22 protein-coding genes are annotated in these 26,141 nt (G+C 62.6%); 9 read left to right on the top strand and 13 right to left on the bottom strand.

All coding sequences use genetic code 11. The features are described 5' to 3' along the window. Positions 1 to 83: 83 nt before the first annotated feature. From FFS62_RS14045 to FFS62_RS14080, 8 genes are read left to right on the top strand one after another with little or no spacing between them, the layout of a single operon-like run. The gene (locus FFS62_RS14045; RefSeq protein ID WP_137973458.1) at positions 84 to 794 is read left to right on the top strand and encodes a class I SAM-dependent methyltransferase; all 711 of its coding nucleotides are present in this window, start codon (positions 84 to 86) and stop codon (positions 792 to 794) included. Continuing rightward, positions 794 to 1,288 (top strand): hypothetical protein, encoded by a 495-nt coding sequence (locus tag FFS62_RS14050; RefSeq protein WP_137973459.1) that lies wholly within the window; start codon positions 794 to 796, stop codon positions 1,286 to 1,288. The genes FFS62_RS14045 and FFS62_RS14050 overlap by 1 nt, the downstream gene beginning before the upstream one ends. 14 nt (positions 1,289 to 1,302) lie before the next feature. Next, a complete protein-coding gene (locus FFS62_RS14055) occupies positions 1,303 to 2,505 on the top strand; it encodes a beta-ketoacyl-[acyl-carrier-protein] synthase family protein (RefSeq protein WP_137974005.1) in 1,203 nt (400 codons plus the stop codon). Beyond that, positions 2,502 to 2,963 (top strand): hotdog family protein, encoded by a 462-nt coding sequence (locus FFS62_RS14060; RefSeq protein ID WP_137973460.1) that lies wholly within the window; start codon positions 2,502 to 2,504, stop codon positions 2,961 to 2,963. The genes FFS62_RS14055 and FFS62_RS14060 overlap by 4 nt, the downstream gene beginning before the upstream one ends. Beyond that, positions 2,960 to 3,688 (top strand): 3-oxoacyl-ACP reductase FabG, encoded by a 729-nt coding sequence (gene fabG / locus FFS62_RS14065; RefSeq protein WP_137973461.1) that lies wholly within the window; start codon positions 2,960 to 2,962, stop codon positions 3,686 to 3,688. The genes FFS62_RS14060 and fabG overlap by 4 nt, the downstream gene beginning before the upstream one ends. Further along, entirely contained in the window at positions 3,688 to 4,914 is a 1,227-nt protein-coding gene (locus FFS62_RS14070; protein WP_137973462.1) for a beta-ketoacyl-ACP synthase, read from the top strand. The genes fabG and FFS62_RS14070 overlap by 1 nt, the downstream gene beginning before the upstream one ends. A 23-nt stretch (positions 4,915 to 4,937) precedes the next feature. Beyond that, on the top strand, positions 4,938 to 5,336 hold the full coding sequence (locus tag FFS62_RS14075) for a hypothetical protein (RefSeq protein WP_137973463.1): 399 nt from the start codon (positions 4,938 to 4,940) through the stop codon (positions 5,334 to 5,336). A gap of 21 nt (positions 5,337 to 5,357) precedes the next feature. Continuing rightward, positions 5,358 to 5,795, top strand: coding sequence for an excinuclease (locus FFS62_RS14080; protein ID WP_137973464.1), 438 nt, complete (start codon positions 5,358 to 5,360; stop codon positions 5,793 to 5,795). 58 nt (positions 5,796 to 5,853) lie between these two features. Here the strand turns inward: FFS62_RS14080 and hemE are convergent, their stop codons facing one another. The 12 genes from hemE to FFS62_RS14140 all read right to left on the bottom strand — a co-directional run bounded on the left by hemE (position 5,854) and on the right by FFS62_RS14140 (position 22,201). Beyond that, the gene (hemE, locus tag FFS62_RS14085; RefSeq protein WP_137973465.1) at positions 5,854 to 6,924 is read right to left on the bottom strand and encodes a uroporphyrinogen decarboxylase; all 1,071 of its coding nucleotides are present in this window, start codon (positions 6,922 to 6,924) and stop codon (positions 5,854 to 5,856) included. A gap of 214 nt (positions 6,925 to 7,138) precedes the next feature. Then, positions 7,139 to 7,579 carry a cyanase gene (cynS, locus tag FFS62_RS14090; protein ID WP_137973466.1) on the bottom strand — a complete coding sequence of 147 codons (441 nt, stop codon included), beginning with the start codon at positions 7,577 to 7,579 and terminating at the stop codon, positions 7,139 to 7,141. 227 nt (positions 7,580 to 7,806) lie between these two features. Continuing rightward, positions 7,807 to 9,225, bottom strand: a complete 1,419-nt coding sequence (locus tag FFS62_RS14095; RefSeq protein ID WP_137973467.1) for an FAD-dependent oxidoreductase — start codon at positions 9,223 to 9,225, stop codon at positions 7,807 to 7,809. 31 nt (positions 9,226 to 9,256) lie between these two features. After that, positions 9,257 to 13,702 carry a glutamate synthase large subunit gene (gene gltB, locus FFS62_RS14100; protein ID WP_137973468.1) on the bottom strand — a complete coding sequence of 1,482 codons (4,446 nt, stop codon included), beginning with the start codon at positions 13,700 to 13,702 and terminating at the stop codon, positions 9,257 to 9,259. 245 nt (positions 13,703 to 13,947) lie between these two features. Continuing rightward, positions 13,948 to 15,609: an AAA family ATPase gene (locus FFS62_RS14105; RefSeq protein ID WP_137973469.1), complete on the bottom strand. Its 1,662-nt coding sequence runs from the start codon at positions 15,607 to 15,609 to the stop codon at positions 13,948 to 13,950. A 9-nt stretch (positions 15,610 to 15,618) separates the two neighbouring features. After that, positions 15,619 to 16,722: a 3-dehydroquinate synthase gene (gene aroB / locus FFS62_RS14110; protein WP_137973470.1), complete on the bottom strand. Its 1,104-nt coding sequence runs from the start codon at positions 16,720 to 16,722 to the stop codon at positions 15,619 to 15,621. 49 nt (positions 16,723 to 16,771) lie between these two features. Further along, on the bottom strand, positions 16,772 to 17,290 hold the full coding sequence (aroK, locus tag FFS62_RS14115; RefSeq protein WP_137973471.1) for a shikimate kinase AroK: 519 nt from the start codon (positions 17,288 to 17,290) through the stop codon (positions 16,772 to 16,774). A 2-nt stretch (positions 17,291 to 17,292) separates the two neighbouring features. Then, positions 17,293 to 19,350 carry a type IV pilus secretin PilQ gene (gene pilQ, locus FFS62_RS14120; protein WP_137973472.1) on the bottom strand — a complete coding sequence of 686 codons (2,058 nt, stop codon included), beginning with the start codon at positions 19,348 to 19,350 and terminating at the stop codon, positions 17,293 to 17,295. A 52-nt stretch (positions 19,351 to 19,402) separates the two neighbouring features. Continuing rightward, a complete protein-coding gene (gene pilP / locus FFS62_RS14125; RefSeq protein WP_256662287.1) occupies positions 19,403 to 19,912 on the bottom strand; it encodes a type 4a pilus biogenesis lipoprotein PilP in 510 nt (169 codons plus the stop codon). 14 nt (positions 19,913 to 19,926) lie between these two features. Next, positions 19,927 to 20,550 (bottom strand): type 4a pilus biogenesis protein PilO, encoded by a 624-nt coding sequence (gene pilO, locus FFS62_RS14130; RefSeq protein WP_137973474.1) that lies wholly within the window; start codon positions 20,548 to 20,550, stop codon positions 19,927 to 19,929. Beyond that, entirely contained in the window at positions 20,547 to 21,137 is a 591-nt protein-coding gene (locus FFS62_RS14135; RefSeq protein ID WP_137973475.1) for a PilN domain-containing protein, read from the bottom strand. The genes pilO and FFS62_RS14135 overlap by 4 nt, the downstream gene beginning before the upstream one ends. Next, the gene (locus FFS62_RS14140; protein WP_137973476.1) at positions 21,137 to 22,201 is read right to left on the bottom strand and encodes a pilus assembly protein PilM; all 1,065 of its coding nucleotides are present in this window, start codon (positions 22,199 to 22,201) and stop codon (positions 21,137 to 21,139) included. Before FFS62_RS14140 ends, FFS62_RS14135 begins: the two co-directional genes overlap by 1 nt. Before the next feature lie 184 nt (positions 22,202 to 22,385). On the opposite strand from FFS62_RS14140, the gene FFS62_RS14145 reads away from it, so the two are divergent. After that, positions 22,386 to 24,800, top strand: coding sequence for a penicillin-binding protein 1A (locus tag FFS62_RS14145; RefSeq protein ID WP_371920133.1), 2,415 nt, complete (start codon positions 22,386 to 22,388; stop codon positions 24,798 to 24,800). Between the two features lie 57 nt (positions 24,801 to 24,857). On the opposite strand, the gene FFS62_RS14150 is transcribed toward FFS62_RS14145, so the two are convergent. Next, the gene (locus FFS62_RS14150; RefSeq protein WP_137973478.1) at positions 24,858 to 26,126 is read right to left on the bottom strand and encodes a malic enzyme-like NAD(P)-binding protein; all 1,269 of its coding nucleotides are present in this window, start codon (positions 26,124 to 26,126) and stop codon (positions 24,858 to 24,860) included. Positions 26,127 to 26,141: the final 15 nt, after the last annotated feature.

A 26,141-nucleotide genomic window follows, 5' to 3' on the forward strand; every position in this document is an offset into this window, starting at 1 on the left:
AACTGCGCTTCCTCAGCCATTTTTGCCTAGCCTCAGCGGCGCTCGGCGACTGTGCAAACCACTTCCTAAAGGAATAAATGTCGATGGAACGCGCCGCCGCCACCTACGTCGAGGAAACCCGCTTCGGCTTCTGGTTCCTGCAGAGCCACGTTTGGCAGCACCATGTGCTGCGCGTGGCGATCAACGACCTCAAGCGCCTGATCGATGCGCCGCTGCCGCAGGCGCCGGTGCTGCTCGACACCGGCTGCGGCCAGGGCCGCTCGTTCGGCCTGCTGCAGGAGGCCTTCGCTCCGGCGCAGATGATCGGCCTCGATGCCGACCCGTACAGCCTCGACTGCTCGCGCGCCGAGGCCGAGCGCCTGGGCCTCGACGTGCAGCTGATCGCCAGCGACTGTGCGGCCATCGACCTGCCCGACGCTTCCGTCGACATCCTGTTCTGCCACCAGACCTTCCATCACCTGGTCGAGCAGGAGCAGGCCCTGGCCGAGTTCTGGCGAGTGCTGAAACCGGGCGGCCTGCTGCTGTTCGCCGAGTCGACCAAGTTCTACATCGACACCTGGGTGATCCGCTGGCTGTTCCGCCATCCGATGCACGTGCAGAAGAGCGCCGAGGAATACCTGGGCATGCTGCGCCAGCAGGGCTTCCAGTTCGAGGAACGCAACGTCTCCTACCCCTATCTGTGGTGGAGCCGCTCCAAGGACTTCGGCCTGCTGGAACGCTGGGGCATCGTCAAGGCCAAGCCGTTCGGCCAGCGTGACGAGACCCTGGTCAACGCGGTGGCACGCAAGCCGTGATGCCTAGGGTTCTGCTACTCGCCCTCACGTTGCTGCTCGGCGCCTGCGCCGGGCATACGCCCGTGCCGGCGAGCAGCCCCGAGCTGAGCGCCGCACTGCCCATCAGCCTGCAGATCGAACGCACGCAGAGTGCTGAGCAACGCGACTGGCTGCTGGTGATCCAGGCCGAAGGTGAGGCCCTGCGCTGGTCGCTGTTCGACCCGCTCGGCGTGCCCCTGGCGCGCCAACTGCTGGAGCACGGCGAGTGGCGCAACGACGGCCTGCTGCCACCCAACGCCGAAGCGCGCGAGCTGTTCGCCGCCCTGCTGTTCGCCCTCACCACCGATGACGCGCTGACCGCCTACCCCGAGGGCAGCTGGCAGCGCGGCGCCGATGGTCAGCGCCGGCTTAACCCGGACTGGCGAATCCGCTACCGTTCCGCACTGGACTTCACCCTCGCCGCACCGCAGCTCAGCTATCGGGTGCGCGCGCTGAACCAAGAAGAAGGCAACTGATGCCCCGCTCTACAATGCCGAGCTATTTGAATGCCCTCGGCCTGCTGTGCGCCTTGGGCGAAGGCAAGCAGGCGGTGGCCGACGCGCTGCTGGCCGGCGACGCCTCCGGCATGCGCGCCGAGGACGGCTGGGTCAGCGACCGCCGCCTCACCGTCGGCGCCGTACGTGCTCCCCTGCCGGCCATGCCAGAAGGCTTCGAGGCCGCCCATAGCCGCAACAACCAGCTGCTGCTGGCCGCCGCCCAGCAGATCGAACCCGAGCTGCGCGCCGCCATCGCCCGTTACGGCGCCGCCCGCGTCGGCCTGGTACTGGGCACCAGCACCTCGGGCATCCGCGAGGCCAGCGATGGCATCGCCCGCTTCCTCCATGAAGGCGAGCTGCCCGCCGAATACGACTACGCCCAACAAGAGATGGCCGCGCCGGCCACCTTCCTCGCCGACTGGCTGCAACTGGCCGGCCCGGTGTACTGCCAGTCCACCGCCTGCACCTCCAGCGCGCGCGCCCTGCTCAGCGCCCATCGCCTGCTGCAACAAGGCCTGTGCGACGCGGTGATCTGCGGTGGGGTGGACAGCCTGTGCCGCCTGACACTCAATGGTTTCTCGGCCCTCGAAGCGGTGTCCGCCGAGCCGTGCAATCCCTTCTCGGTGAACCGCCACGGCATCAATATCGGCGAGGGCGCCGCGTTGTTCCTGATGACTCGCGAGAGTAGCCCGATCGCCTTCCTCGGCGGCGCCGCCACCTCCGATGCCCACCATATTTCCGCGCCGCACCCCGAGGGTCTCGGCGCCCGTGCGGCGATGCAGCAGGCCCTGGCCAACGCCGGCCTGGCTGCCACGGATATCGACTACCTCAACCTGCACGGCACCGCCACGGCGCACAACGACGCGATGGAGAGCAAGGCCGTGCGCGGCCTGTTCCCCGCTGGCGTGGCCTGCTCGTCGAGCAAGCCGCTGACCGGCCATACCCTTGGCGCCGCCGGTGCACTAGAAGCGGCCTTCTGCTGGCTCGTCTTAAGCGAACACAACCGCGACGGCCTGCTGCCGCCACACCTGTGGGACGGCCAGGCCGACCCGGCGCTGGAGCCCCTGCAACTGGTCGGCGCCGGTGATCAGCTGGCCCGCAGCAGTGGCCGCCGGCTGATGAGCAACTCCTTCGCCTTCGGCGGCAATAACGTGGCGCTGATCCTGGGTGATGCCCCAAAGGGAGACGCACCATGAGCCTGTGGCCGATCGCCGAGCTGGTGCCGCACGCCGGCGATATGATCCTGATCGACGAAGTCGTCAGCTTCGGTGACGAAGACATCGAGACCCGTCTTACCGTGCGTCCCGGCGGCCTGTTCAGCCAGGCCGACGGCAGCCTGCCGGCCTGGGTCGGCGTCGAGCTGATGGCGCAGAGCATCGCCGCCTACGCCGGCTGCCAGGCGCGCCAGGCCGGCCTACCGGTGGAGCTGGGCTTCCTCCTCGGCACACGCAAGTTCGAGTGCAACGTCGAGCGCTTCCCGGCCGGCGCCGAGCTGCGCATCAAGGCCCTGCGCTCGCTGCAGGACGACAACGGCATGGGCGTGTTCGAGTGCCACCTCGACGGCCCGGATATCCACGCCGAGGCACGCCTCAATGTGTTCCGCCCGCCGGAAGTGGCGAGGTATCTACAAGAGCAGCAAGAGCAATCGCAATGACTGAAACCATCCTGGTCACCGGCTCCAGCCGCGGCATCGGCCGGGCCATCGCCCTGCGCCTGGCCCGCTCCGGTTACGACATCGTGCTGCACTGCCGCTCGCGCCGCGACGAGGCCGAGGCCGTGCAGGCGCAGATCGCCGAGCTCGGCCGGCAGGCGCGCATCCTGCAGTTCGACGTGTCCGACCGCGCCGCCTGCCGCGCGGCGCTGGAAGCCGATGTGGAACAGCACGGCGCCTACTACGGCGTGGTGTGCAACGCCGGCCTGACCCGCGACGGTGCCTTCCCGGCGCTGAGCGACGACGACTGGGACCAGGTGCTGCGCACCAACCTGGACGGTTTCTACAACGTGCTGCACCCGCTGACCATGCCGATGATCCGCCGCCGCAAGGCCGGGCGCATCGTCTGCATCACCTCGGTCTCCGGGCTGATCGGCAACCGTGGTCAGGTCAACTACAGCGCCTCCAAGGCCGGCGTGATCGGCGCGGCCAAGGCCCTGGCCATCGAGCTGGGCAAGCGCAAGATCACGGTCAACTGCGTGGCGCCTGGGCTGATCGACACCGAGATCCTCGACGAGCAGGTGCCGGTGGACGAGATCCTCAAGATGATTCCGGCTGCACGCATGGGCACCCCGGAAGAAGTGGCCGGCGCGGTGAATTTCCTGATGTCCGAGGAGGCGGCGTACATTACCCGCCAGGTCCTCGCGGTGAACGGTGGTTTGTGTTGATGAAACGTGTAGTCGTCACCGGCATGGCCGGTATCACCTCGCTGGGCAGCGACTGGCCGACCATCTCGGCCGCCTTCAAGGAAGGCCGCAGCGGCATCCGCCGCATGGACGAGTGGGATCGCTTCACCGAGCTGAACACCCGCCTGGGTGGCCCGGTGGACGACTTCGTCCAGCCCAAGCACTGGTCGCGCAAGCAGACCCGCAGTATGGGCCGGGTGTCCAAGCTGGCGGTGTTCGCCGCCGAGCGCGCCCTGGAGCACGCCGGCCTGCTCGGCGATCCGTGCATCAGCGACGGCCGTATGGGCGTGGCCTGCGGCTCGTCCACCGGCAGCACCGACGAGATCAAGGCGTTCGGCAATATGCTGCTCAATTCCGTAGCAGACGGCCTTAACGCCAACTCCTATATCCGCATGATGCCGCACACCACGGCGGCCAATATCAGCATCTTCTTCGGCCTCAAGGGCCGCCTGATTCCGACGTCCAGCGCCTGCACCAGCGGCAGCCAGGGCATCGGCTACGCCTACGAGGCGATCAAGTTCGGCCGCCTGAAGATGATGCTGGCCGGCGGCGCCGAGGAGCTGTGCCCGACCGAGGCCATGGTGTTCGACGCGCTGTACGCCACCAGCCTGAAGAACGACACCCCGCACCTGTCGCCACGCCCTTACGACGCCGGCCGCGACGGCCTAGTGATCGGCGAAGGCGCCGGCATCCTGGTGCTGGAGGAGCTGGAGCACGCGCTGGCGCGCGGTGCGACCATCCACGCCGAGATCGTCGGCTTCGGCTGCAACTCCGACGGCATCCACGCCACCAAGCCGGAGCAGGCAACCATGCGCGGCGCCATGGAGCTGGCCCTGGAAGATGCCGGCCTTGCGCCCTCCGCCATCGGCTACGTCAACGGCCACGGCACAGCCACCGCCCAGGGCGACGTGGCCGAGAGCCTGGCCACCAGCAGCCTGTTCGGCCCACAGATGCCGATCAGCTCGCAGAAGAGTTTCTTTGGCCACACCCTGGGTGCCTGCGGCGCGCTGGAGTCCTGGTTCAGCATCGAGATGATGAACAGCGACAGCTACGTGCACACACTGAACCTGGACAACGTGGACCCGGAATGCGGCGAGCTGGACTACCTGCGCGGCGAATTCCGCCAGATGAGCCATCAGTACGTGATGAACAACAATTTCGCCTTCGGCGGGGTGAACACCTCGCTGATCTTCAAGCGCTGGAACTGAAAACAGACACAAGGAAGTCTCCCATGCCCGCACTACTGCGCACCCTACTGCTCGGCCTGATCGTCTCCGGCCTGGCCGCCTGCAGCACGCTGCAGCCCGTCGACACGCCAACCATCGAGCTGCCGCCGGGCTCGGCCATCAGCGATCCGCAGATCGAGCAGGCCATTCTCAATGCCCTGAATACCTATCGCTGGCATGTCGGCCAGGTCCAGCCGGGGCGCGTGCAAGCCGATATCCTGGTGCGCGAACGCCACCAGGCGGCCATCACCATCGACTACAACCCGCGCGATATCTTCATTCGCTATCGCAGCAGCCAGGGTCTGGAGTACAAGAACGGCAAGATCCATCGCACCTACAATCGCTGGGTGAAGTACCTCAAGCTAGAGATCGAACACCAGCTCAACCTTTCCCCCACCCCGTGACCTTTCGTCAAGGAGACGACCATGCAACTGAAAAACTGGACCCTGGCCGCCCTGCTCTTCGCTGTTATCCCGGGCATCAGCCAAGCGCGTGACACCACCCACTTCCTGCCGTTCGAGCAGGCCGTGCAGGAGGCCCTGAACGCCGGGCGCCTGGATGGCAGCGTGAAGTTCTACCTGGCCGGCAACCCGGTCAAGGCCAGCGTGGTCAAGTCCGGCGTGACCACCAGCCAGAAGACCAACGCCTTCAACAAGAGCGACGAAGGCGCCTGCTCCTGGGCCATGCAGTCCGCGCTGATCCGCATGCAGAACGCCGCCAAGCAGGCCGGCGCCAATGCCGTGGTCAACATCGTCAGCAACTACAAGAACGTGGTCTATTCCGACGCGCAGAAGTACGAGTGCCACGCCGGCGCCATCATGGCCGGTGTCGCCCTGAAGGCCGACCTGGCCAACGTCAAATAAGACGCTTGTCCGCCATAAAAAAGGGCCGCATCAGCGGCCCTTTTTTTATGCGCCTGAATCAGGCGTGGTACTGCGCCGACAGCTCGTGCACCGCCTCGAAGAAGGCCTTGGCATGCTGCGGATCGACTTCCGGGGTGATGCCGTGGCCGAGGTTGAAGACCTGGCCGCTGCCCTGGCCGAAGCTGGCCAGGATGCGCGCCACCTCGGCGCGAATGGCCTCGGGTTTCGCGTAGAGCACCGCGGGGTCCATATTGCCCTGCAGGGCGACTTTGCTGCCGACACGGGCGCGGGCGCTGCCGATATCGCAGGTCCAGTCCAGGCCCAGGGCCTCGGCGCCGGTCTCGGCCATGGACTCCAGCCACAGGCCGCCGCCCTTGGTGAACAGGATCACCGGTACGCGGCGACCGTCGTGTTCGCGGATCAGGCCGTCGACGATCTGCTTCATGTAGCGCAGGGAGAATTCCTGGTAGGCCGCGGCCGACAGCGCGCCGCCCCAGGAATCGAAGATCTGCACGGCCTGGGCGCCGGCGCGGATCTGCCCGTTGAGGTAGGCGATGATCGACTGCGCCAGCTTGTCGAGCAGCGCGTGCATGGCTTGCGGGTTGTCGTAGAGCATCGCCTTGGACTTGCGGAAGTCGCGGCTGGAACCGCCCTCGACCATGTAGGTGGCCAGGGTCCAGGGGCTGCCGGAAAAGCCGATCAGCGGCACACGGCCGTTCAGCTCGCGGCGGATGTTGCGCACGGCGTCCATCACGTAGCCCAGGTCCTGCTCCGGATCGGGAATCGGCAGGGCCTCGATATCGGCCAGTGAACCGATCACTTTCTTGAAGCGCGGACCCTCGCCGGTCTCGAAGTACAGGCCCTGGCCCATGGCGTCGGGGATGGTGAGGATGTCGGAGAACAGGATCGCTGCGTCCAGCTGCGGGTAGCGGTCCAGCGGCTGGATGGTGACCTCGCAGGCCAGCTCGGGATTCTTCATCAGGCTGACGAAGTCGCCAGCCTTGGCGCGGGTGGCGCGGTACTCTGGCAGGTAACGGCCGGCCTGACGCATCATCCACACGGGAGTGACGTCGACGGGTTGCTTGAGCAGGGCGCGCAGGAAACGGTCGTTCTTCAGGGCGGAGGACATCGGCAGGGTTCCTGGAAATACGGCAGGGAAACTTAACGGCGGAGAATTGTGCGGGAGTCGGCCAGTGGCGTCCCCCTCCTCCGGGCGGGCCCTGGATCTCAGGTGCGCCGCGCACCGTGGCGCAGAAAAAGTGCGGGCATTTTCGCAGACCCAAAAACAAAAGGCACGGCGAGCGCCGTGCCTTTTGTCTATCGCGACCTTATGCCGCGCGTCGTCACCAGGCCTTGTAAGGCAGAAACTTGCCGTTGAGCACGATCTGTACGCGGTCGCCCTTGGGGTCGGCGACCCGCGAGATATCCATGCTGAAGTCGATGGCGCTCATGATGCCGTCGCCGAACTCCTCCTGGATCAGCTCCTTGATGGTGTCGCCGTAGACATTGATCATCTCGTAGAAGCGGTACACCAGCGGGTCGGTCGGCACCGTCTTGTCCCAGTGCTTGTGCGGGAAGGCCTGCAGGGCCAGGGCCACCTCGCCGGGCAGCTCCAGCGTGCGGCACAGGGCTTCGGCCTTGTCGGCGGGCATGCTGTTCATGCCGAGGCAGGCCGAGGTGGTCCACACCGGTGACATCTCGATGGCGCGGGCCAGTTCGGCCCAGCTGATACCGAGACGCTGGCGGGCCTGGATGATGGCCGTGCTCATCTGTTGCTTGTCCATGGAAAGTCCTCACGCGGGTCATGGGCCTCGCCAGATGGCGAGCCGGATAGGGTGCGTCAGGAAGCGAAGCAGGAGTCGTACCAGGCGCACGACGGCCATGTGCCGCGCGTGCAGGCAGTGCACCGGGTACGAGCGGCGCGGCCTTGGAGATACTTGGGTGAAGCGGGGATTGATCCGCGCGGCTAGCGGACTAGCCGCGCAGACGCCCCAGGATGGGGCGCCGAGGATCAGACGCCGAGGTAGTCGAGGATGCCTTCGGCGGCGTTGCGGCCTTCGAAGATCGCCGTCACCACCAGGTCGGAACCACGCACCATGTCGCCACCGGCGAAGATCTTCGGGTTGCTGGTCTGGTGCTTGAACTGGTTCTGCTCCGGCGCCACCACACGGCCCTGGCTGTCGGTGTCGATCTTGAAGTCGCTGAACCAGGCGGCCGGGCTCGGACGGAAACCGAAGGCGATCAGCACGGCTTCCGCCGGGATGATTTCCTCGGAGCCCGGGATCGGCTCGGGGCTGCGGCGGCCACGGGCGTCCGGCTCGCCGAGACGGGTCTCGACCACCTTGACGCCTTCCACCTTGTCCTCGCCGACGATGGCGATGGGCTGGCGGTTGAAGAGGAACTTCACGCCCTCTTCCTTGGCGTTCTTCACTTCCTTGCGCGAACCCGGCATGTTCTCTTCGTCACGACGGTAGGCACAGGTCACGGCCTTGGCGCCCTGGCGGATGGAGGTGCGGTTGCAGTCCATCGCGGTGTCGCCACCGCCGAGCACGACCACGCGCTTGCCCTTCATGTCGATGAAGTCCTCGGGGGACTTCTCGAAGCCGAGGTTGCGGTTGACGTTGGCGATCAGGAAGTCCAGCGCGTCGGTCACGCCCGGCAGGTCTTCGCCCGGGAAGCCGCCCTTCATGTAGGTGTAGGTACCCATGCCCATGAACACGGCGTCGTAGTCATCCAGCAGCTGCTGCATGGTCACGTCCTTGCCAATCTCGGTGTTCAGGCGGAACTCGATGCCCATGCCGGTGAAGACTTCTCGACGACGGCTCATCACGGTCTTTTCCAGCTTGAACTCGGGGATGCCGAAGGTCAGCAGGCCGCCGATTTCCGGGTTCTTGTCGAACACCACCGGGGTCACGCCGTTGCGCACCAGCACGTCGGCGCAGCCCAGGCCGGCCGGGCCGGCACCGATCACGGCGACACGCTTGCCGGTCGGCTTGACCTTGGACATGTCCGGACGCCAGCCCATGGCGAAGGCGGTGTCGGTGATGTACTTCTCCACCGAACCGATGGTCACCGCGCCGAAGCCGTCGTTGAGGGTGCAGGCACCCTCGCACAGACGGTCCTGCGGGCACACGCGGCCGCAGACTTCCGGCAGGGTGTTGGTCTGGTGGCTCAGCTCGGCGGCGGCCAGGATGTTGCCTTCGGAAACCAGCTTCAACCAGTTCGGAATGAAGTTGTGCACCGGGCACTTCCACTCGCAGTACGGGTTGCCGCAGCCCAGGCAGCGGTGTGCCTGATCGGCGGCCTGGGCCGGTTTGAAGGGTTCGTAGATTTCCACGAACTCCTTCTTGCGCTGGCGCAGGAGCTTCTTCTTCGGATCCTTGCGCCCGACCTCGATGAACTGGAAGTCGTTGTTCAGACGTTCAGTCATTTCAAAACCTCATCAAACCACTTCAGGCGCGTTATTGCGGATTGGCACGGGTGCTGGAGAGCAGAGAACCGAGGCTCGCGGCCTTCGGCTTGACCAGCCAGAATTTGCGCAGGTAATCCTCCAGGTTCTCGAGCAGGTGAGTGCCCCAGGGACTGGAAGTTTCCGCCACGTATTCGCTCAGCACGCCGCGCAGGTGGCTACGGTAAGCCTCCATGGCCTCGTTGCTGATGCGCTGGATTTCCACCAGCTCGTGGTTGACGCGGTCGACGAAGCCGTTGTCCAGGTCGAGCACATAGGCGAAGCCGCCGGTCATGCCCGAACCGAAGTTGACGCCGGTCTTGCCCAGTACGCAGACGAAACCGCCGGTCATGTACTCGCAGCAGTGGTCGCCAGTGCCTTCCACCACGGCGTGGGCGCCGGAGTTGCGCACGGCGAAACGCTCACCGGCGGTGCCGGCGGCGAACAGCTTGCCGCCGGTGGCGCCGTACAGGCAGGTGTTGCCGACGATGGCCGACTCCTGGGTCTTGAACGGGCTGCCGGCCGGCGGGGTGATCACCAGCTTGCCGCCGGTCATGCCCTTGCCGACGTAGTCGTTGGCATCGCCTTCCAGGCGCAGGTGCAGGCCGCCGGCGTTCCACACGCCGAAGCTCTGGCCCGCGGTGCCCTTGAACTTGAAGGTGATCGGCGCGTCCTTCATGCCCTGGTTGCCATGCTGCTTGGCGATCTCGCCCGACACCCGCGCACCGATGGAGCGGTCGCAGTTGCAGATGTCCAGCTCAAACTCACCGCCGGTCTTGCCGGCGATGGCGGCCTTGGCCAGCTCGACCATTTTCTCGGCCAGCAGGCCCTGGTCGAACGGCGGGTTCTTCTCGACTTCGCAGAACTGCGGCTTGTCAGCCGGGATATGGTCGCTGCCGAGCAGCGGGCTCAGATCCAGGTTGCCCTGCTTGTCGGTCTCGCCCGGCAGCACGTCGAGCAGATCGGTACGCCCGATCAGCTCGCCGAGGCTGCGCACGCCCAGCTTGGCCAGCCACTGGCGGGTATCTTCGGCGACGTAGGTGAAGTAGTTCATCACCATTTCCACGGTGCCGATGAAGTGGTCCTTGCGCAGCTTGTCGTTCTGGGTGGCCACGCCGGTGGCGCAGTTGTTCAGGTGGCAGATGCGCAGGTACTTGCAGCCCAGGGCGACCATCGGGCCGGTGCCGAAGCCGAAGCTCTCGGCGCCGAGGATGGCGGCCTTGATCACGTCGAGGCCTGTCTTCAGGCCGCCGTCGGTCTGCACCCGGACCTTGCCGCGCAGGTCGTTGCCGCGCAGGGTCTGGTGGGTTTCGGCCAGGCCGAGTTCCCACGGCGAGCCGGCGTACTTGATCGAGGTCAGCGGCGAAGCGCCGGTCCCGCCGTCGTAGCCGGAGATGGTGATCAGGTCGGCATAGGCCTTGGCCACGCCGGCGGCGATGGTGCCGACACCGGCTTCCGCCACCAGCTTGACCGAGACTAGCGCCTGCGGGTTGACCTGCTTGAGGTCAAAGATCAGCTGCGACAGGTCCTCGATCGAGTAGATGTCGTGGTGCGGCGGCGGCGAGATCAGGGTCACGCCGGGCACGGCATAACGCAGGCGCGCGATCAGGCCGTTGACCTTGCCACCGGGCAGCTGGCCACCCTCACCGGGCTTGGCGCCCTGGGCCACCTTGATCTGCAGCACTTCGGCGTTGACCAGGTATTCCGGGGTCACACCGAAGCGGCCGGTGGCCACCTGCTTGATCTTCGAGCTGCGCACGGTGCCGTAGCGGGCCGGGTCTTCGCCGCCCTCACCGGAGTTGGAGCGCGCGCCCAAGCGGTTCATCGCCTCGGCGATGGCCTCGTGGGCTTCCGGCGACAGGGCGCCGAGGGAGATACCGGCGGAGTCGAAACGCTTGAGCACGTCGCTCAGCGACTCGACCTGGTCCAGCGGCAGCGGCTGATCGGCCAGCTTGAGCTGCAGCAGGTCGCGGATCATCGACACAGGGCGGTTGTCCACCAGCGCGGCGTACTCCTGGTACTTCTCGTAGCTGCCCTGCTGCACGGCGGCCTGCAGGGTGTTGACCACGTCAGGGTTGTAGGCGTGGTACTCGCCACCGTAGACGAACTTGAGCAGACCGCCCTGCTGGATGGCCTTGCGGTTGTTCCAGGCCTCGTTGGCCAGCAGCTTCTGCTCGGCCTCGATGTCGATGAAGCGCGCACCCTGGATGCGGCTGGCGACACCACGGAAGCACAGCTCGGTGACTTCGTCGGACAGGCCGACGGCCTCGAACAGCTGGGCGCCACGGTAGGAAGCGACGGTGGAGATACCCATCTTCGACAGGATCTTCAGCAGGCCCTTGGAGATGCCCTTGCGGTAGTACTTAAACACCTCGTAGAGATCGCCCAGCACTTCACCGGTGCGGATCAGGTCGGCCAGCACTTCGTACGCCAGGAACGGGTACACGGCGGAGGCGCCGAAGCCCACCAGCACGGCGAAGTGGTGCGGGTCACGGGCGGTGGCGGTCTCGACCAGGATGTTGCAGTCGCAACGCAGGCCCTTCTCGGTCAGGCGATGGTGCACGGCGCCGGTGGCCAGCGCGGCATGCGCCGGCAGTTTGCCCGGGGCGATGTGGCGGTCGGTGAGGACCAGCAGCACCTTGCCAGCACGCACGGCTTCCTCGGCCTGGTCGGCGATGTTGCGCACCGCGGCTTCCAGGCCGATGGCCGGGTCGTAGTTGAGGTCGATGACGTGACGCTCGAAGCCCGGGGTGGTCAGGCTCATCAGCGCGCGCCACTTGGCCGGGGAGATCACCGGGCTGCTCAGCATGACGCGGCTGGCGTGGGCCGGGGATTCCTCGAAGATGTTGCGTTCGGCGCCCAGGCAGATTTCCAGGGACATGACGATCGACTCGCGCAGCGGGTCGATCGGCGGGTTGGTCACCTGGGCGAACTGCTGGCGGAAGTAGTCGTAGGGCGAGCGGATGCGCTGCGACAGCACGGCCATCGGCGTGTCGTCGCCCATCGAGCCCACGGCTTCCTGGCCCTGCTCGCCGAGCGGACGCAGCACCTGGTCACGCTCCTCGAAGGTGACCTGGAACATCTTCATGTACTGCTTGAGCTGGTCGGCGTCGTAGCTGGCCACGCCATGGTCGTCGTCGAGCTTGGCCTGGATACGCACGGCGTTCTGACGCAGCCACTGCTTGTAGGGGTGGCGCGACTTCAGACGGTTGTCGATGGCATCGGTGTCCAGCACCTGGCCGGTCTCGGTGTCCACCGCGAGGATCTGGCCCGGGCCGACACGGCCCTTGGCGATCACGTCTTCCGGCTTGTAGTCCCACACGCCGATTTCCGACGCCAGGGTGATGTAGCCGTTCTTGGTGGTGACCCAGCGCGCCGGACGCAGGCCGTTGCGGTCGAGCAGGCAGACGGCGTGACGACCGTCGGTCATCACCACGCCCGCGGGGCCGTCCCACGGCTCCATGTGCATGGAATTGTACTCGTAGAACGCGCGCAGGTCGGCGTCCATGGTCTCCATGTTCTGCCAGGCCGGCGGGATGATCATGCGCACGCCGCGGAACAGGTCGATACCGCCGGTGACCATCAGCTCGAGCATGTTGTCCATGCTCGAGGAGTCGGAGCCGACACGGTTGACCAGCGGGCCCAGCTCTTCCAGGTCCGGAATAAGCTCGTTGGCGAACTTCAGGCGACGGGCCACGGCCCAGTTGCGGTTGCCGGTGATGGTGTTGATCTCGCCGTTGTGGGCGAGGAAGCGGAACGGCTGCGCCAGCGGCCATTTCGGCAGGGTGTTGGTGGAGAAGCGCTGGTGGAATACGCAGATGGCGGTCTGCAGGCGCTCGTCACCGAGGTCCGGATAGAACTGCTGCAGGTCCGCCGGCATCATCAGGCCCTTATAGATGATGGTCTTCGACGAGAAGCTGCAGATGTAGTGGTCGGTGTCGGCGGCGTTGGCCACCGAGGAGCGACGACGGGCGCTGAACAGCTTGATGGCGAACTGCTGGTCATCCAGGCCGGCGCCACCGATGAACACCTGCTCGATCTGCGGCAGACGCTCCAGAGCCAGGCGGCCGAGCACGCTGGTATCCACCGGCACCTTGCGCCAGCCTATCAGCTGCAGGCCGGCGGCCTCGATCTCGCGGTTCATGTTGGCGCGGGCGGCCTCGGCCTTGGCCAGGCTCTGATTGAAGAACACCATGCCCACGGCGTACTGCTGCGGCAGTTCGCTGCCGAACTGTTCCTTGGCGATGGCGCGCAGGAACAGGTCAGGCTTCTGAATCAACAGACCACAACCGTCACCGGTCTTGCCGTCGGCGTTGATGCCGCCGCGGTGGGTCATGCAGGTCAGGGCTTCAATGGCAGTATTCAGCAAGTGATGGCTCGCCTCGCCCTGCATGTGGGCGATCAAGCCGAAGCCGCAGTTATCCTTGAACTGATCAGGATGGTATAGACCTGCTTTCATAGACACTCTCACCAGGCTGCCTCAAAGGGCAAATTGCTTTCTAATTCATCGACCTAGCTGCCTTCCGCGCAGGGCTGTGCCCCAGCTTGGCGCAGGCAAAGGGGGGTCATTTTACATAGCGACCCCGGCCCTCACAAATTTTTGTGACGGCCAAATGAAAACTTCTGTCGCCTGGAAGAAAGGCGGCGACCAGAGGCCCGTGCTAGGACCAGCCGGTCACCAAATGAGAGGCAATCCACGGGCCACTAGCGGGCCCGCACCGCCTCTTGCTGGATGCTGGCGAAGCTGCGCGGCCAGGGCTTGCCCGCCTGCACCGCCGCCGGCAGCGACTTGACCGCCGCCTGGGCGGCAGCGCGACTGGAGAACTGCCCATAGGTAACCACGTAGAGTGCCTGCCCCTGGTGCAGTTTCTTGAAGTAGCGATATTCGCCGCCGTTCTTGCTGACGAACGCCTTGGCGCTGCTCTCGGAGCGGGTACCGAGGATCTGCAGGGCATAATTACCAGACGGACGGCTGGCATACCATTCGCCGCCAGGAGCCGGAGCGGCACTGGCCACCACGGCCGGCTTGGCCGCAGGCGCAGTAGCAGGTTTGGGTTCTGGCGCAGGCTTGCCTGCGGTAGTCGGAGCGGGCGCCGGCTTGATCACCGGAGCCACCACAACAGGAGCCGGCGCGGGCTTGGTGGCAACCGGAGCGGCTGGCGCCACCGCCGGCACGCTCGCCACAGTCGGAACCACCGGCGCAGCCACTACTGGAGCCGGTGTAGCGGCCGGAGTCGGCTGCACCACGGACGGCACCCCCTCCTGACCAGCAGCGGCTCCAGCCTCGTCATCCTCCATGCCGGAGGCCTGGGCCAGCGGCTCACGGATCACCGGCTGCGCCTCGCCCACCAAGGGCAGCGGCAGCGGCTGGCTGGCACCACTGAACTCCACGGCAGCAGGAGCCTGCGCCGGAGCCGCGGGGGCACTCACCGGCTGCTGCGCATCGGCAACCACCGGCGCGGCACTCTGCGGCAGCAATTCGATCGGAGCCTCGGTGACCATCGGCGGCGTGCTTTCCGTCCGCCCCTGCATCAGCCAGGCAGCGCCGAGCGCTACGGCCACCACGGCCAGCGCCAGCAGGTGCTTCTTCGGCAAGCCGACACCGGACGAGCCGGCACTAGCACTACGACTCGCCAGCATGGCCTCAACCAGCACCTCGCGCGCCGCCTGATTGATCGCACCCGGCCAGCCGCCGGAGCTCAGGTGAATATCGCTGACCTGATCGTCGCTCAGCAGGTCGATACCCTGGCCCGCACCATCGAGGCGCTGTGCCAGGTATTCGCGAGTCTCGTCCTCGCTGTACGGCAGCAGCTCGACCGCGTGGAAGCGCTCCTCGCCATCGGCCATCAGCTCGAGTCGCGGCAGGATGTCGCTCTCGGCAAACAGGAAGACATGCGGGCGCCCATCGGCATTGCCCGCCGCCAATGTGAACAAGGCCTCGAGGGCAGCATCGGCCAGCTGCTCGGCGTCATCCACCAGCAGGTAGACCTCTTGCCCGGTCAGCGCCAGCTGCGCCACTTGGGCCAGGATGCTGCGCACATCCGTCTGCTGCATGCCCAGCCCCTGGGCGACCTGGCGCAGCACGCCGGCGACATCCCCGGCGCCGCGCGCGGAGACGACCACCGACTGCACCGCCTGCTTGTTGGTACTGGCGACCAGCGCCTGGCGTAGCAGGGTCTTGCCGCTGCCATGCGGGCCGGTCACCACCAGCAGCAACTGGCTGTAGCGCGCCAGATGGTGCAGCTGACCCAGCACCGGCTTGCGCTGGGCCGGATAGAAACGGAAGCCCGGTACCCGCGCAGCAAAGGGGTCATGACTGAACTGGTAGTGCGCGAGGAGCGCCTCGTCGGCATGCAAACTGGTCATGTAGCTCTCTTATTCTCCAAGCTGAGCCAGCAGCGCGCGGTAGTCTGCGCGCAAGGTGGCATCCAGAACTTCCCGCGGGAAGTCATCGGTAATCACGGCCTCGCCGAGCTGACGCAGCAAGACCAGGCGCAGACGACCATCAAGCACTTTCTTGTCGACCGCCATGTGTTCGAGAAAATCTTCGGGCCCCATCTCGACGGGCGGAACCACCGGCAGACCGGCTCGCAGCAGAAGACGAATGCCCCGATCGCGCTCGGCGGTCGAGATCCAACCCAGGCGAGACGACATCTCCAGCGCCATGACGGTACCGGCAGCCACCGCCTCGCCATGCAGCCATTCGCCATAGCCCATATGCGTCTCGATGGCATGACCGAAGGTATGGCCGAGGTTCAGGATGGCGCGCAGGCCAGACTCGCGCTCATCCACCCCCACCACCCGCGCCTTGGCTGCACAGGAGCGCTCGATGGCTTCGATGAGAGCTTCAGGCTGCAGCGAACGCAATGCATCGATGTTCTCTTCCAGCCAGCCCAGAAACTCCGGATCGCAGATCAGTCCGTACTTGATCACTTCGGCGAGCCCGGCAGACAGCTCGCGCGCAGGCAGGGTGCCAAGGACAGTCGTATCGATGATCACCGCATTGGGCTGATAGAAAGCGCCCACCATGTTCTTGCCCAGCGGGTGGTTGATGCCCGTCTTGCCGCCAACGGAAGAGTCGACCTGCGACAGCAAGGTGGTCGGCACCTGAATGAAGTCGACACCACGCTGATAGCAGGCCGCCGCGAAGCCAGCCATATCGCCAACAACACCGCCACCCAGCGCGATAACCGTAGTCTTGCGATCGTGGCGCGCTTCGAGCAGGCCATCGAAGATCAGCTGCAGGGTTTCCCATGTCTTGAAGCTTTCGCCGTCGGGCAGCACCACGGACGCGATGTCCTGCCCATTAAGGGATTGCTGCAGCGTGTCGAGATAGAGAGGAGCGACGGTTTCATTGGTGACGATCGCCACCTGACGCCCCGCCAAATGAGGCTTGAACAGATCAGAACGAGTGAGCAGCCCTTCCCCGATGTAAATGGGATAGCTGCGCTCACCAAGATCGACAGTAAGAGTCTGCATGAAGCCCCCGAACAGAAAGGGCATAGGATAACGCAGATAGACGCGCTCTTTAACGGGGAGGCAGTGCCTCGAGGCGCTCCATAATTTCCTGCACCACCAGACGCGGTGGCCGCTCGTCCGTCTCGATGATCACATCCGCGATCTCTCGGTAGAGCGGATCACGAATTTCCATCAGGTTGCGCAACACCTTGCCAGGCTCAGCATTGCGCAGCAAAGGCCGATTACGATCCCGAGAAGTGCGCTCCAGTTGCTGCTCGACGGAGGCGTGCAGATATACGACCCGCCCACCTTCGCGCAACGCCAGGCGATTCTCCGGCCGTAAAACGACCCCACCACCCGTGGCAATCACTACACCGCCAAGCTCGCAGAGCTCCGCGATCATCGCTTGCTCACGCTCGCGAAAACCCTGCTCGCCTTCCACATCGAAGATCCAGGGAATATCGGCACCGGTACGCTGCTCGATTTCCTTGTCCGAATCCTTGAAATGCAGCCTTAGCTCTTTCGCCAACAACCGCCCGATGGTGCTCTTACCAGCACCCATCGGGCCAACCAAGATTACGTTCTGCACTATTACTGGCTTACCGCAATGGCATGGTTGTTCATGATGCGGGGGGTCAAGAACACCAAAAGCTCCGCTTTAGAATCTTGAACCACATCGCGACGGAACAAGCGACCAATATATGGGATATCCCCCAAGAGCGGAACCTTATCCACAGCCTTAGATTGTGTATTACTGAAGATACCACCGATAACAATAGTTTCACCGTCACTAACCAGCACTTTGGCATTTACCTCGTTGGTCTGAATGGAGGGCGTGCCATCAACTTGATTAGCGAAGTCGGCCGCATCCTTGTTGACCTTGACTTCCATGATCACTCTATTGTCTGGGGTAATCTGAGGGGTAACCTCAAGAGACAGGTTAGCTTCAGCAAACGCCACAGAAGTCGCACCGCTAGATGAGGCCTCTTGATAGGGTATTTTGGTACCCTTAAGAATCTTCGCGGTTTCTTTATCCGAGGTAACAACTTTAGGCTGCGAAATAATCTCGCCGTTACCGGTTTTTTCCATGGCCGACAACTCAAGATCCAGAAGGGTATTATCGGTAATAAACCCTAGATTAAGACCCGATGTACGCCCAGCGGCCCCCATATCAACGAAGGTTCCGCCCTGAAACTCTAACGGATCGGTATCCTTTTCAATACTATTGGTACCACCCACGACCCAATTGTTGTCACCAAGACCGACGCCGCGCCATTCAACACCCAGCTCTTTATCAAAGTCGACATTTGCTTCGACTATTCGAGCCTCGACCATGACTTGACGCACCGGAATGTCGAGCTGGACGACAATGCGCCTGAGCTCGTCTATGCGAGCCTGCGTTAGATATGCAATGATGCTGTTAGTCCGGTCATCAAAAATGACCTTCCCACGCATATCCTTATCCAAGTCACCTTCACGAGCATCCTCAAATAGCTTGGCGATGTCTGATGCTTTGGCGTAGTTGAGCTGTACCACCTCCCGACGAAGAGGAGCAAGCTCTGCCAATTGTTGCTTAGCTTCAAGCTCCTGCCGCTCTCGGGCAGCTATTTCATCCGCCGGCGCAACCAAGAGCACATTTCCGACCTGCCGCTTATCCAGACCGCGAGTCTTTAGCACCAAGTCCAGAGCTTGATCCCACGGAACATTCTGCAAGCGCAAAGTAATATTACCTTGGACTGTATCGCTGGCAACCAGATTGAGATTGGTGAAGTCCGCAATCAACTGCAGCACCGAGCGCACGTCGATATCCTGAAAATTGAGAGAAAGCTTTTCCCCAGAGTATGCAAACGCTTCAACCTTACGCTTTTCAACATCAACCGGACTTAGCGGCTTAACGCTAATAGTGAGTTTATTATCAGTCTGAAATGCCAGATAATCATAGTCACCGGCCGGCTCTATATTGATACCAACCTTATCACCCTGAACAGATGAGTTAACAAACTGAACCGGAGTTGCGAAATCTTTTACGTCCAATCGCGCCCGCAGGCTTTCAGGCAACTGCGTCTTGGAAAACTCAAGGCGAATCTTCCCCCCCTGATCCTGAATATCAGGGTTTACGCTTGGGTCGGAGAGCTCGATTACTACGTTACCCTCTCCAGCTGTACCTCGCTGAAAATCAATTGAACGAATGGCTCGCCCAGCTTGAGCCATAGCTACCGGCTTAGCCATTGTTGATGGAGTAGCACTTACTTGCGATGACTGCACGCCTGAGGAGTCGCCAACTACAACAATGACGTTATTGCCATCACTGCGCGTGCTATAAGGCACCAGCGTGGACAGGTTAATGATCAAGCGCGTCCGGTTCTGCGCCTCAACAACCGTCAGGCTTCGAGCATTCCCCACACCCAGCTCTCGATTCTTTTCCTCAAGCTTGCTGGACACCCCAGGCAAATCAAGAGCAATGCGAGCAGGCTGTTCGATAGTATATCCACGCGGGGCAGCGACCGGCCCATCAAAACCAAGCTTCAGCTCCATCTTGTCGCCCGGGAGAGTAGCTACATCGATTTTTTGCAAATTAGCCGCCAGCAATGTTGGCGCGAAGCCAACTAATAGCAACGACATATACAAGCGCGAAAATGCCCTATTCATGGAAGACTTCCGTTCAGCAGCACTGTAATTATTTTTCATAACAAACCTCGCATCACGAGCGATTTTTGAGGGAGATGCTGCGAGGACGCTCAAGCCAACCACCCTCTCCATCGGGAACTATCTCAATCACATCTATTTTGGCTTCATCTACAGAAACAATACGCCCGTGATTCCTTCCGAGATAGTCACCCACCTTGATACGATGAACCCCCCCCGCCCCTTGGACAAGGCCAAAAACGCCAGCCTCGTTTTCCAAAGTCCCAACCATCTCGAATACTTCTATGTTAAAGCCTTCAAGGAATTGCTTAACACGCGTCTCATCCGGCTTTATGTTCTTCGAGCCCACCTTGCTACCCGCCAACTCCACTTTGACAGGAGGTTGAAAAGGGCTGCGCAAAGAGGCTGCACTATAAGTGAAGGGCTCATATGGCTGAAACTTTGGCAATGGCTCAATAGAACCTTTAGGCCGTGCACGAACTTCATCCATGTACACTTGCAAGTCGGAAAATCCCTCCCCAGCACCACACCCGGAAAGGAAGCAGCAAGCAGCCGCAATATACAAATAACGTGAGGAGCTCACTTCTTCACCCCCGCATCATTATAACGATATGTTTTCGCAACAACATTTAAACGGAGTTTTGAGGAAGTTTCAGGACCTACAACTTTCATATCAAAGTCGTGCAATGTGACAATCCTAGGGAGACTGGCAACACCGCTCACGAAAGTAGCCAGATCATGATAGCCACCCACCACTGAAATCTGTATTGGGAGCTCTATATAAAACTGCTGGGCAACTTCAGGCTGAAGCTTAATCTCCTCAAACTCCAGCCCACTACCCAATCCCGTACGAGTGATATCCTCAAGCAATCCAGGCACTTCGGTATCACTAGGCAGCTGCCGCAACAGAGCCCCGAAAGACTCCTCCATTTCTTTCATCTGAGCCTTATAGGCGTCCAAATTTGCAGCCTGAAAGGCTTTGCTAGCAAACTGGTCCTTTAATGCCTGCTCTTGAGCCGCGCTTTGATCAAGTGCCGCCTGAAGATCTTTGAGATAAAAGTTATAGCCTAAGAAAAGCGCCAAAACCAAAATCAGAAAACAAGTTATAACCTTGACTATCGGCGGCCACGCCCCCAAATTATTTACATCAAGCTCCGATAAATCAATTTTCTTGAGCGACTCTAAAGACCCAGAAAGACTCATGGCTTATTTCCGCCCTTATTACTATCCACCGCGCCGCCCTCACCAGGCTGAGCCTGCAGCACTGTCAGCTGGAAAGTGTTAGCCTGATCCACCGCGCCTGCTGTTATCGCCTTAACCCCAGTCAAGTTTGGAGACGCAAGCCAATCCGAAGCTTCCAAGTTGCGCATTAGGCTAGAAACCCGATTATTCGATTCAGCTGACCCAGAAATTGAGATACTTTTATCGACTCTTTTTAGCTCAGTAAAATAGACGCCATCTGGCAAAGTACGCACTAGCTGATCAAAAATCCGGCCGATAATTGGGCGATTACCTTGAAGATCCTGAATGATCTTCATGCGTTCCAACAATTGCTGACGACGCTCTCTTAACTCACTGATCTCCTTGATACGCGCATCAAGAACAGCAATTTCTTTCCTCACAAAATCGTTACGAGCATTTTGCTGCTCGATTGCACCGCCCAGATACTGTCCACCTAGAAATACCAGCGCCCCCGCAACAGCTAGCGCGCCGACCATTGCAAGCAAAAACCGCTGCTTACGCTCTTCGCGCAGCTGCTCTCGCCAAGGAAGTAAATTGATACGCGCCATTAATCAAAACTCCTCATCGCCAAACCACAGGCAATCATCAAGGACGGTGCGTCGCTAGCTAGGGCACCGGCATTGACCTTACCCCCCAGAGCCATATCGGCGAATGGGTTGGCTACCAGAGTGGGAGTACCGATCTTCTGCTGAATCAGTCGATCGAGATCAGGAATGGACGCGGTGCCACCAGCCAGCAGGATGTAGTCCACATCATTAAACTGACCTGCAGCAAAGAAGAACTGCAGCGAGCGGGACACCTGCTGCACCACGGCCTCCTTGAAGGGCTGCAGCACTTCACTCTCATAGTCGTCCGGAAGGCCGCCCTGTTTCTTGGCAAGGCCAGCCTCTTCAACGGAAAGGCCGTAGCGGCGCTGAATCTCTTCCGTTAGTTGGCGGCCACCGAACAGCTGTTCACGGGTATAGATGGTGCGACCATTGTGCAGAACGCTGAGCGTGGTCATGGTGGCGCCGATATCGACGACAGCCACGGTCAGCTCATCGGTGCGGCCGCCTAGTTGAGACTCGAGCAGACTGTATGCCCGCTCCAGAGCGTAAGCCTCGACATCGACCACCTTGGCGGTCAGACCGGAAAGCCCCAGTGCCGCCTCGCGGACCTCGACGTTCTCTTTCCGGCAGGCTGCCAGCAGCACCTCAACCCGCTCGGGGTTGCGTGCGGAGACGCCCTGGACTTCGAAGTCGATTGCCACTTCTTCGAGGGGGTAGGGAATGTACTGGTCGGCTTCGATCTTCAGCTGGTTCTCCAGCTCATCGTCGTTGAGCCCAGCTTCCATCTCGATGGTCTTGGTGATCACTGCAGAACCGGCCACCGCGACGGCGACAGTGCGCACGCCGGTCTTGGCCTTGCTGAGCACACGAGAAAGGGCCTGACCGACCCCTTCCAGCTCAGCAATGTTCTTTTCGACCACCGCATTTGGCGGGAGCGGCTCGACTGCGTAGGCCTCTACCTTGTAGCGGCTTCCCGAGCGACTCAATTCAAGGAGCTTGACCGAGGTCGAGCTGATGTCGATCCCCAGAAGCGTATTCGCTTTCTTATTGAAGAGCCCTAGCACGACCGATTTCCTATTGGCATCCGCGACTTACGGACTATTTATGTTTTTCCACATTAAATAACAGTCTTGACAGAAGCGCAAATGGCTCCCCTGTAAAAAAACCGCTTATAATGTGAACAGTTTTCCCCTTTTCGCACCACGCACCGCTTAACCCATTCTTTTAACTGGAATTCCAAGAACCTTGATGCGTTTGCTGAAGTTTTTCTGGTGGTCCTGTGTCGCCGCTTTTTGCGGGTTAGCGCTCAGTTTCAGTGGAGCCTTTCTCTATCTTAGTCCTGGCTTACCCTCCGTCGAGTCGCTACGCAGCATCCAGCTGCAGATACCGCTAAGGGTCTATAGCGCCGACGGTAGGTTGATCGCCGAATTTGGCGAGATGCGCCGCTCGCCGATCCGCTTCGATGACATCCCCCCCGACTTCATCAGCGCCCTGCTGGCCGCCGAAGACGACAATTTCGCGAACCATTATGGCGTCGACTTCACCAGCCTGATGCGCGCTGCTACGCAGTTATTGGCGAGCGGCCACATTCAAACCGGGGGCAGCACCATCACCATGCAGGTGGCGAAGAACTTCTTCCTCACCAACGAAAGAAGCTTCTCGCGCAAGATCAATGAAATCCTCCTCGCGCTGCAGATCGAACGAGAGCTGAGCAAGAACGAGATCCTCGAGCTCTACGTCAACAAGATCTACCTGGGCAACCGTGCCTACGGCATCGAGGCCGCGTCACAGGTTTACTACGGCAAGTCGATTCGTGAGGCGACCCTGGGGCAGATGGCGATGATCGCAGGTCTGCCGAAGGCGCCTTCGCGCTACAACCCCCTGGTCAACCCGCAGCGCAGCAAGGAACGCCGCGACTGGATCCTCGGCCGCATGTACAAGCTCGGCGCCATCAATCAGGCCCGGTACGAGGCCGCGCTGGCCGAGCCGGTCGGCGCTCGGCACCACGTGCAGCCGATCGAGCTCAATGCACCTTATATAGCCGAGATGGCTCGCGCCGAGATGGTCGGCCGCTATGGCAGCGATGCCTATACCGAGGGCTTCCGCGTCACCACCACGGTACCGGCGGCGCTGCAGGAGTCGGCCAACCAGGCGCTGCACGACGGACTGATCTCCTACGATCAGCGCCACGGCTTCCGCGGCCCGGAAACCCGTCTGCCCGGCCTGACCCGCGAAGCCTGGCTACAGGAGCTGGCAAAGTACAAGAGCATTGGCGGCCTGCAGCCGGCGATCGTCACTCAGGTGGAAGCCAGCGGCATCATGGTCCTGCTGCGCAACGGCGAAGAACAGGCGGTCGCCTGGGACAGCATGAAATGGGCCCGCCCCTTCCTTAATACCAACAGCCTCGGCCCCCGCCCGCAGAAGCCGGCGGACGTCGCGCAGATCGGCGACTTGGTGCGCGTCGAGGCAGACGCCGCGAATGGCGCCTTGCTGTTCCGCCAGATCCCCGCCGCGCAGAGCGCACTGGTCTCGCTGGATCCGCAGAACGGCGCGATCCGCGCCTTGGTCGGCGGCTTCTCCTTCGAGCAGAGCAACTACAACCGCGCCGCCCAGGCCAAGCGCCAGCCCGGCTCGAGCTTCAAGCCCTTCGTCTACAGCGCGGCGCTGGATGCCGGCTTCACCGCCTCCAGCCTGGTCAACGATTCGCCGATCGTGTTCCAGGAAGCCGGCATGGAAGAAGCCTGGCGCCCGAAGAACGACAACAACACCTTCCTCGGCCCGATCCGCCTGCGCGAGGCGCTGTACAAGTCGCGCAACCTGGTGTCGATTCGCCTGCTGCAGACCATCGGCATCGACTACACCATCGACTACATCAGCGCCTTCGGCTTCAACCGCCAGGAGCTGCCGCGCAATCTGTCTCTGGCACTCGGCACCGCCGGCCTGACGCCGCTGGAGATCGCCGGCGGCTGGAGCGCCTTTGCCAACGGCGGGCGCAAGATCCAGCCCTACCTGATCGAGCGCATCGACAGCCGCGACGGCAAACCCCTGTTCATCGCCAACCCGCCGCGCACTCCGGAGAGCGCGCAACTGGTCGAAGAACAGAACGCCGCCCTGCTGATCGAGGAGCCCAACGCCGAAGTGCAGCAACCGGTACTCGCCGAGCAGATCATCGACGAGCGCACCGCCTACATCATGACCAGCATGCTGCAGGACGTGATCAAGCGCGGCACCGGCCGCCGCGCCCTGGCCATGGGCCGTGGCGACCTGGCGGGCAAGACCGGCACCACCAACGAGTCCAAGGACAGCTGGTTCTCCGGCTACAACGCCGACTACATGACCACCGTCTGGGTCGGCTTCGACCAGCCGGAGAGCCTGGGTCGCCATGAATACGGCGGCACCGTGGCCCTGCCGATCTGGATGAGCTACATGGGCACCGCGCTCAAGGACAAGCCCGAGCACCTGCCACCGGAGCCGGCTGGACTGCTCAGCCTGCGAGTCGACCCGGTCAGCGGCCGCGCCGCCTCGCCAGGCGCACCCGACGCCTACTTCGAGCTGTTCAAGAGCGAGGACTCGCCGCCGCCGATGAGCGAGCTGGACCCGGCCATGGGCATCCCCGGCAGCCCGCTGCCGGCAGACGAATCGGCGCCGCTCGACCTGTTCTGAGTTTCCGACAGCCAATAAAAAGCCCCGCATCAGCGGGGCTTTTTATTGGGCCGGTGATCAGCCGTTGAACACGTCATTCACCGACTGCAGCGGGTAGTGCTTCGGATACGGCAGGGTCGCCACACCGGTCTCGATCGCGGCCTTGGCCACGGCATCGGCCACCACGGTGATCAGGCGGGCATCCATCGGCTTGGGAATGATGTACTCGCGACCGAAGCTCAGCTCGATGCCGCCGTAGGCCTCGCAAACTTCCTTCGGCACCGGCAGCTTGGCCAGATCGCGCAGGGCGTTGGCCGCGGCGATCTTCATTTCCTCGTTGATGCGGGTGGCGCGTACGTCCAGGGCACCGCGGAAGATGAAGGGGAAGCCGAGCACGTTGTTGACCTGGTTCGGGTAGTCCGAACGACCGGTGGCCATGATCACGTCCGGACGGGCTTCTCGGGCCAGCTCCGGCTTGATCTCCGGGTCCGGGTTGGAGCAGGCGAACACGATCGGGTTCGGCGCCATCAGCTTGAGGTCGTCCTGGCTCAGCAGGTTGGCACCGGACAGACCGACGAACACGTCGGCACCGTCCAGGGCGTCGGACAGGCTGCGCTTGTCGGTGGCGTGGGCGAATACCGCCTTGTACTGATTCAGGTCGTCGCGATCGGCGTGGATCACGCCCTTGCGGTCGAGCATGAAGATGTTCTCGACCTTGGCACCCATGCTCACCAGCAGCTTCATGCAGGAGATGGCGGCGGCACCGGCACCGAGGCAGACGATCTTGGCCTGCTCCAGGGTCTTGCCGGCGATTTCCAGGGCGTTGAGCATGCCGGCCGCGGTGACGATGGCAGTGCCGTGCTGGTCATCGTGGAATACCGGGATATCGCACTGCTCGATCAGCGCGCGCTCGATCTCGAAGCACTCGGGCGCCTTGATGTCTTCCAGGTTGATGCCGCCGAAGGTGATGGAGATGCGCTTGACGGTATCGATGAAGGCCTGCGGGCTCTCGGAGTCGACTTCGATGTCGAACACGTCGATGCCGGCGAAGCGCTTGAACAGCACGCCCTTGCCTTCCATCACTGGCTTGGAGGCCAGCGGGCCGAGGTTGCCCAGGCCGAGGATCGCGGTGCCATCGGAAATCACTGCCACCAGGTTGCCCTTGCCGGTGTAGCGATAGGCCAGTTCGGCATCGCGGGCAATCTCGCGGACCGGCTCGGCAACGCCCGGGCTGTAGGCCAGGGACAGGTCGCGGGCGGTCGCGGTGGGCTTGGTCAGTTCGACGCTCAATTTGCCCGGACGGGGCTGCGCGTGATACTCGAGAGCGGCAGTTTTCAGATCAGACATTTCGGCTATTTCCGC

It is taken from the genome of Pseudomonas sp. F(2018), assembly GCF_005508865.1.
GTDB lineage: Bacteria > Pseudomonadota > Gammaproteobacteria > Pseudomonadales > Pseudomonadaceae > Aquipseudomonas.

Bases quoted from the DNA above. Each gene is read 5' to 3' on its own strand.
- hemE (WP_137973465.1), bottom strand. From the start codon at position 6,924: ATGTCCTCCGCCCTGAAGAACGACCGTTTCCTGCGCGCCCTGCTCAAG.
- cynS (WP_137973466.1), bottom strand. From the start codon at position 7,579: ATGGACAAGCAACAGATGAGCACGGCCATCATCCAGGCCCGCCAGCGT.
- FFS62_RS14105 (WP_137973469.1), bottom strand. From the start codon at position 15,609: ATGACCAGTTTGCATGCCGACGAGGCGCTCCTCGCGCACTACCAGTTC.
- fabG (WP_137973461.1), top strand. From the start codon at position 2,960: ATGACTGAAACCATCCTGGTCACCGGCTCCAGCCGCGGCATCGGCCGG.
- FFS62_RS14080 (WP_137973464.1), top strand. From the start codon at position 5,358: ATGCAACTGAAAAACTGGACCCTGGCCGCCCTGCTCTTCGCTGTTATC.
- FFS62_RS14145 (WP_371920133.1), top strand. From the start codon at position 22,386: ATGCGTTTGCTGAAGTTTTTCTGGTGGTCCTGTGTCGCCGCTTTTTGC.
- FFS62_RS14055 (WP_137974005.1), top strand. From the start codon at position 1,303: ATGCCGAGCTATTTGAATGCCCTCGGCCTGCTGTGCGCCTTGGGCGAA.
- FFS62_RS14050 (WP_137973459.1), top strand. From the start codon at position 794: ATGCCTAGGGTTCTGCTACTCGCCCTCACGTTGCTGCTCGGCGCCTGC.
- FFS62_RS14060 (WP_137973460.1), top strand. From the start codon at position 2,502: ATGAGCCTGTGGCCGATCGCCGAGCTGGTGCCGCACGCCGGCGATATG.
- FFS62_RS14070 (WP_137973462.1), top strand. From the start codon at position 3,688: ATGAAACGTGTAGTCGTCACCGGCATGGCCGGTATCACCTCGCTGGGC.
- FFS62_RS14135 (WP_137973475.1), bottom strand. From the start codon at position 21,137: ATGGCGCGTATCAATTTACTTCCTTGGCGAGAGCAGCTGCGCGAAGAG.
- gltB (WP_137973468.1), bottom strand. From the start codon at position 13,702: ATGAAAGCAGGTCTATACCATCCTGATCAGTTCAAGGATAACTGCGGC.
- FFS62_RS14075 (WP_137973463.1), top strand. From the start codon at position 4,938: ATGCCCGCACTACTGCGCACCCTACTGCTCGGCCTGATCGTCTCCGGC.
- pilO (WP_137973474.1), bottom strand. From the start codon at position 20,550: ATGAGTCTTTCTGGGTCTTTAGAGTCGCTCAAGAAAATTGATTTATCG.
- FFS62_RS14150 (WP_137973478.1), bottom strand. From the start codon at position 26,126: ATGTCTGATCTGAAAACTGCCGCTCTCGAGTATCACGCGCAGCCCCGT.
- FFS62_RS14095 (WP_137973467.1), bottom strand. From the start codon at position 9,225: ATGACTGAACGTCTGAACAACGACTTCCAGTTCATCGAGGTCGGGCGC.
- pilQ (WP_137973472.1), bottom strand. From the start codon at position 19,350: ATGAATAGGGCATTTTCGCGCTTGTATATGTCGTTGCTATTAGTTGGC.
- FFS62_RS14045 (WP_137973458.1), top strand. From the start codon at position 84: ATGGAACGCGCCGCCGCCACCTACGTCGAGGAAACCCGCTTCGGCTTC.
- aroB (WP_137973470.1), bottom strand. From the start codon at position 16,722: ATGCAGACTCTTACTGTCGATCTTGGTGAGCGCAGCTATCCCATTTAC.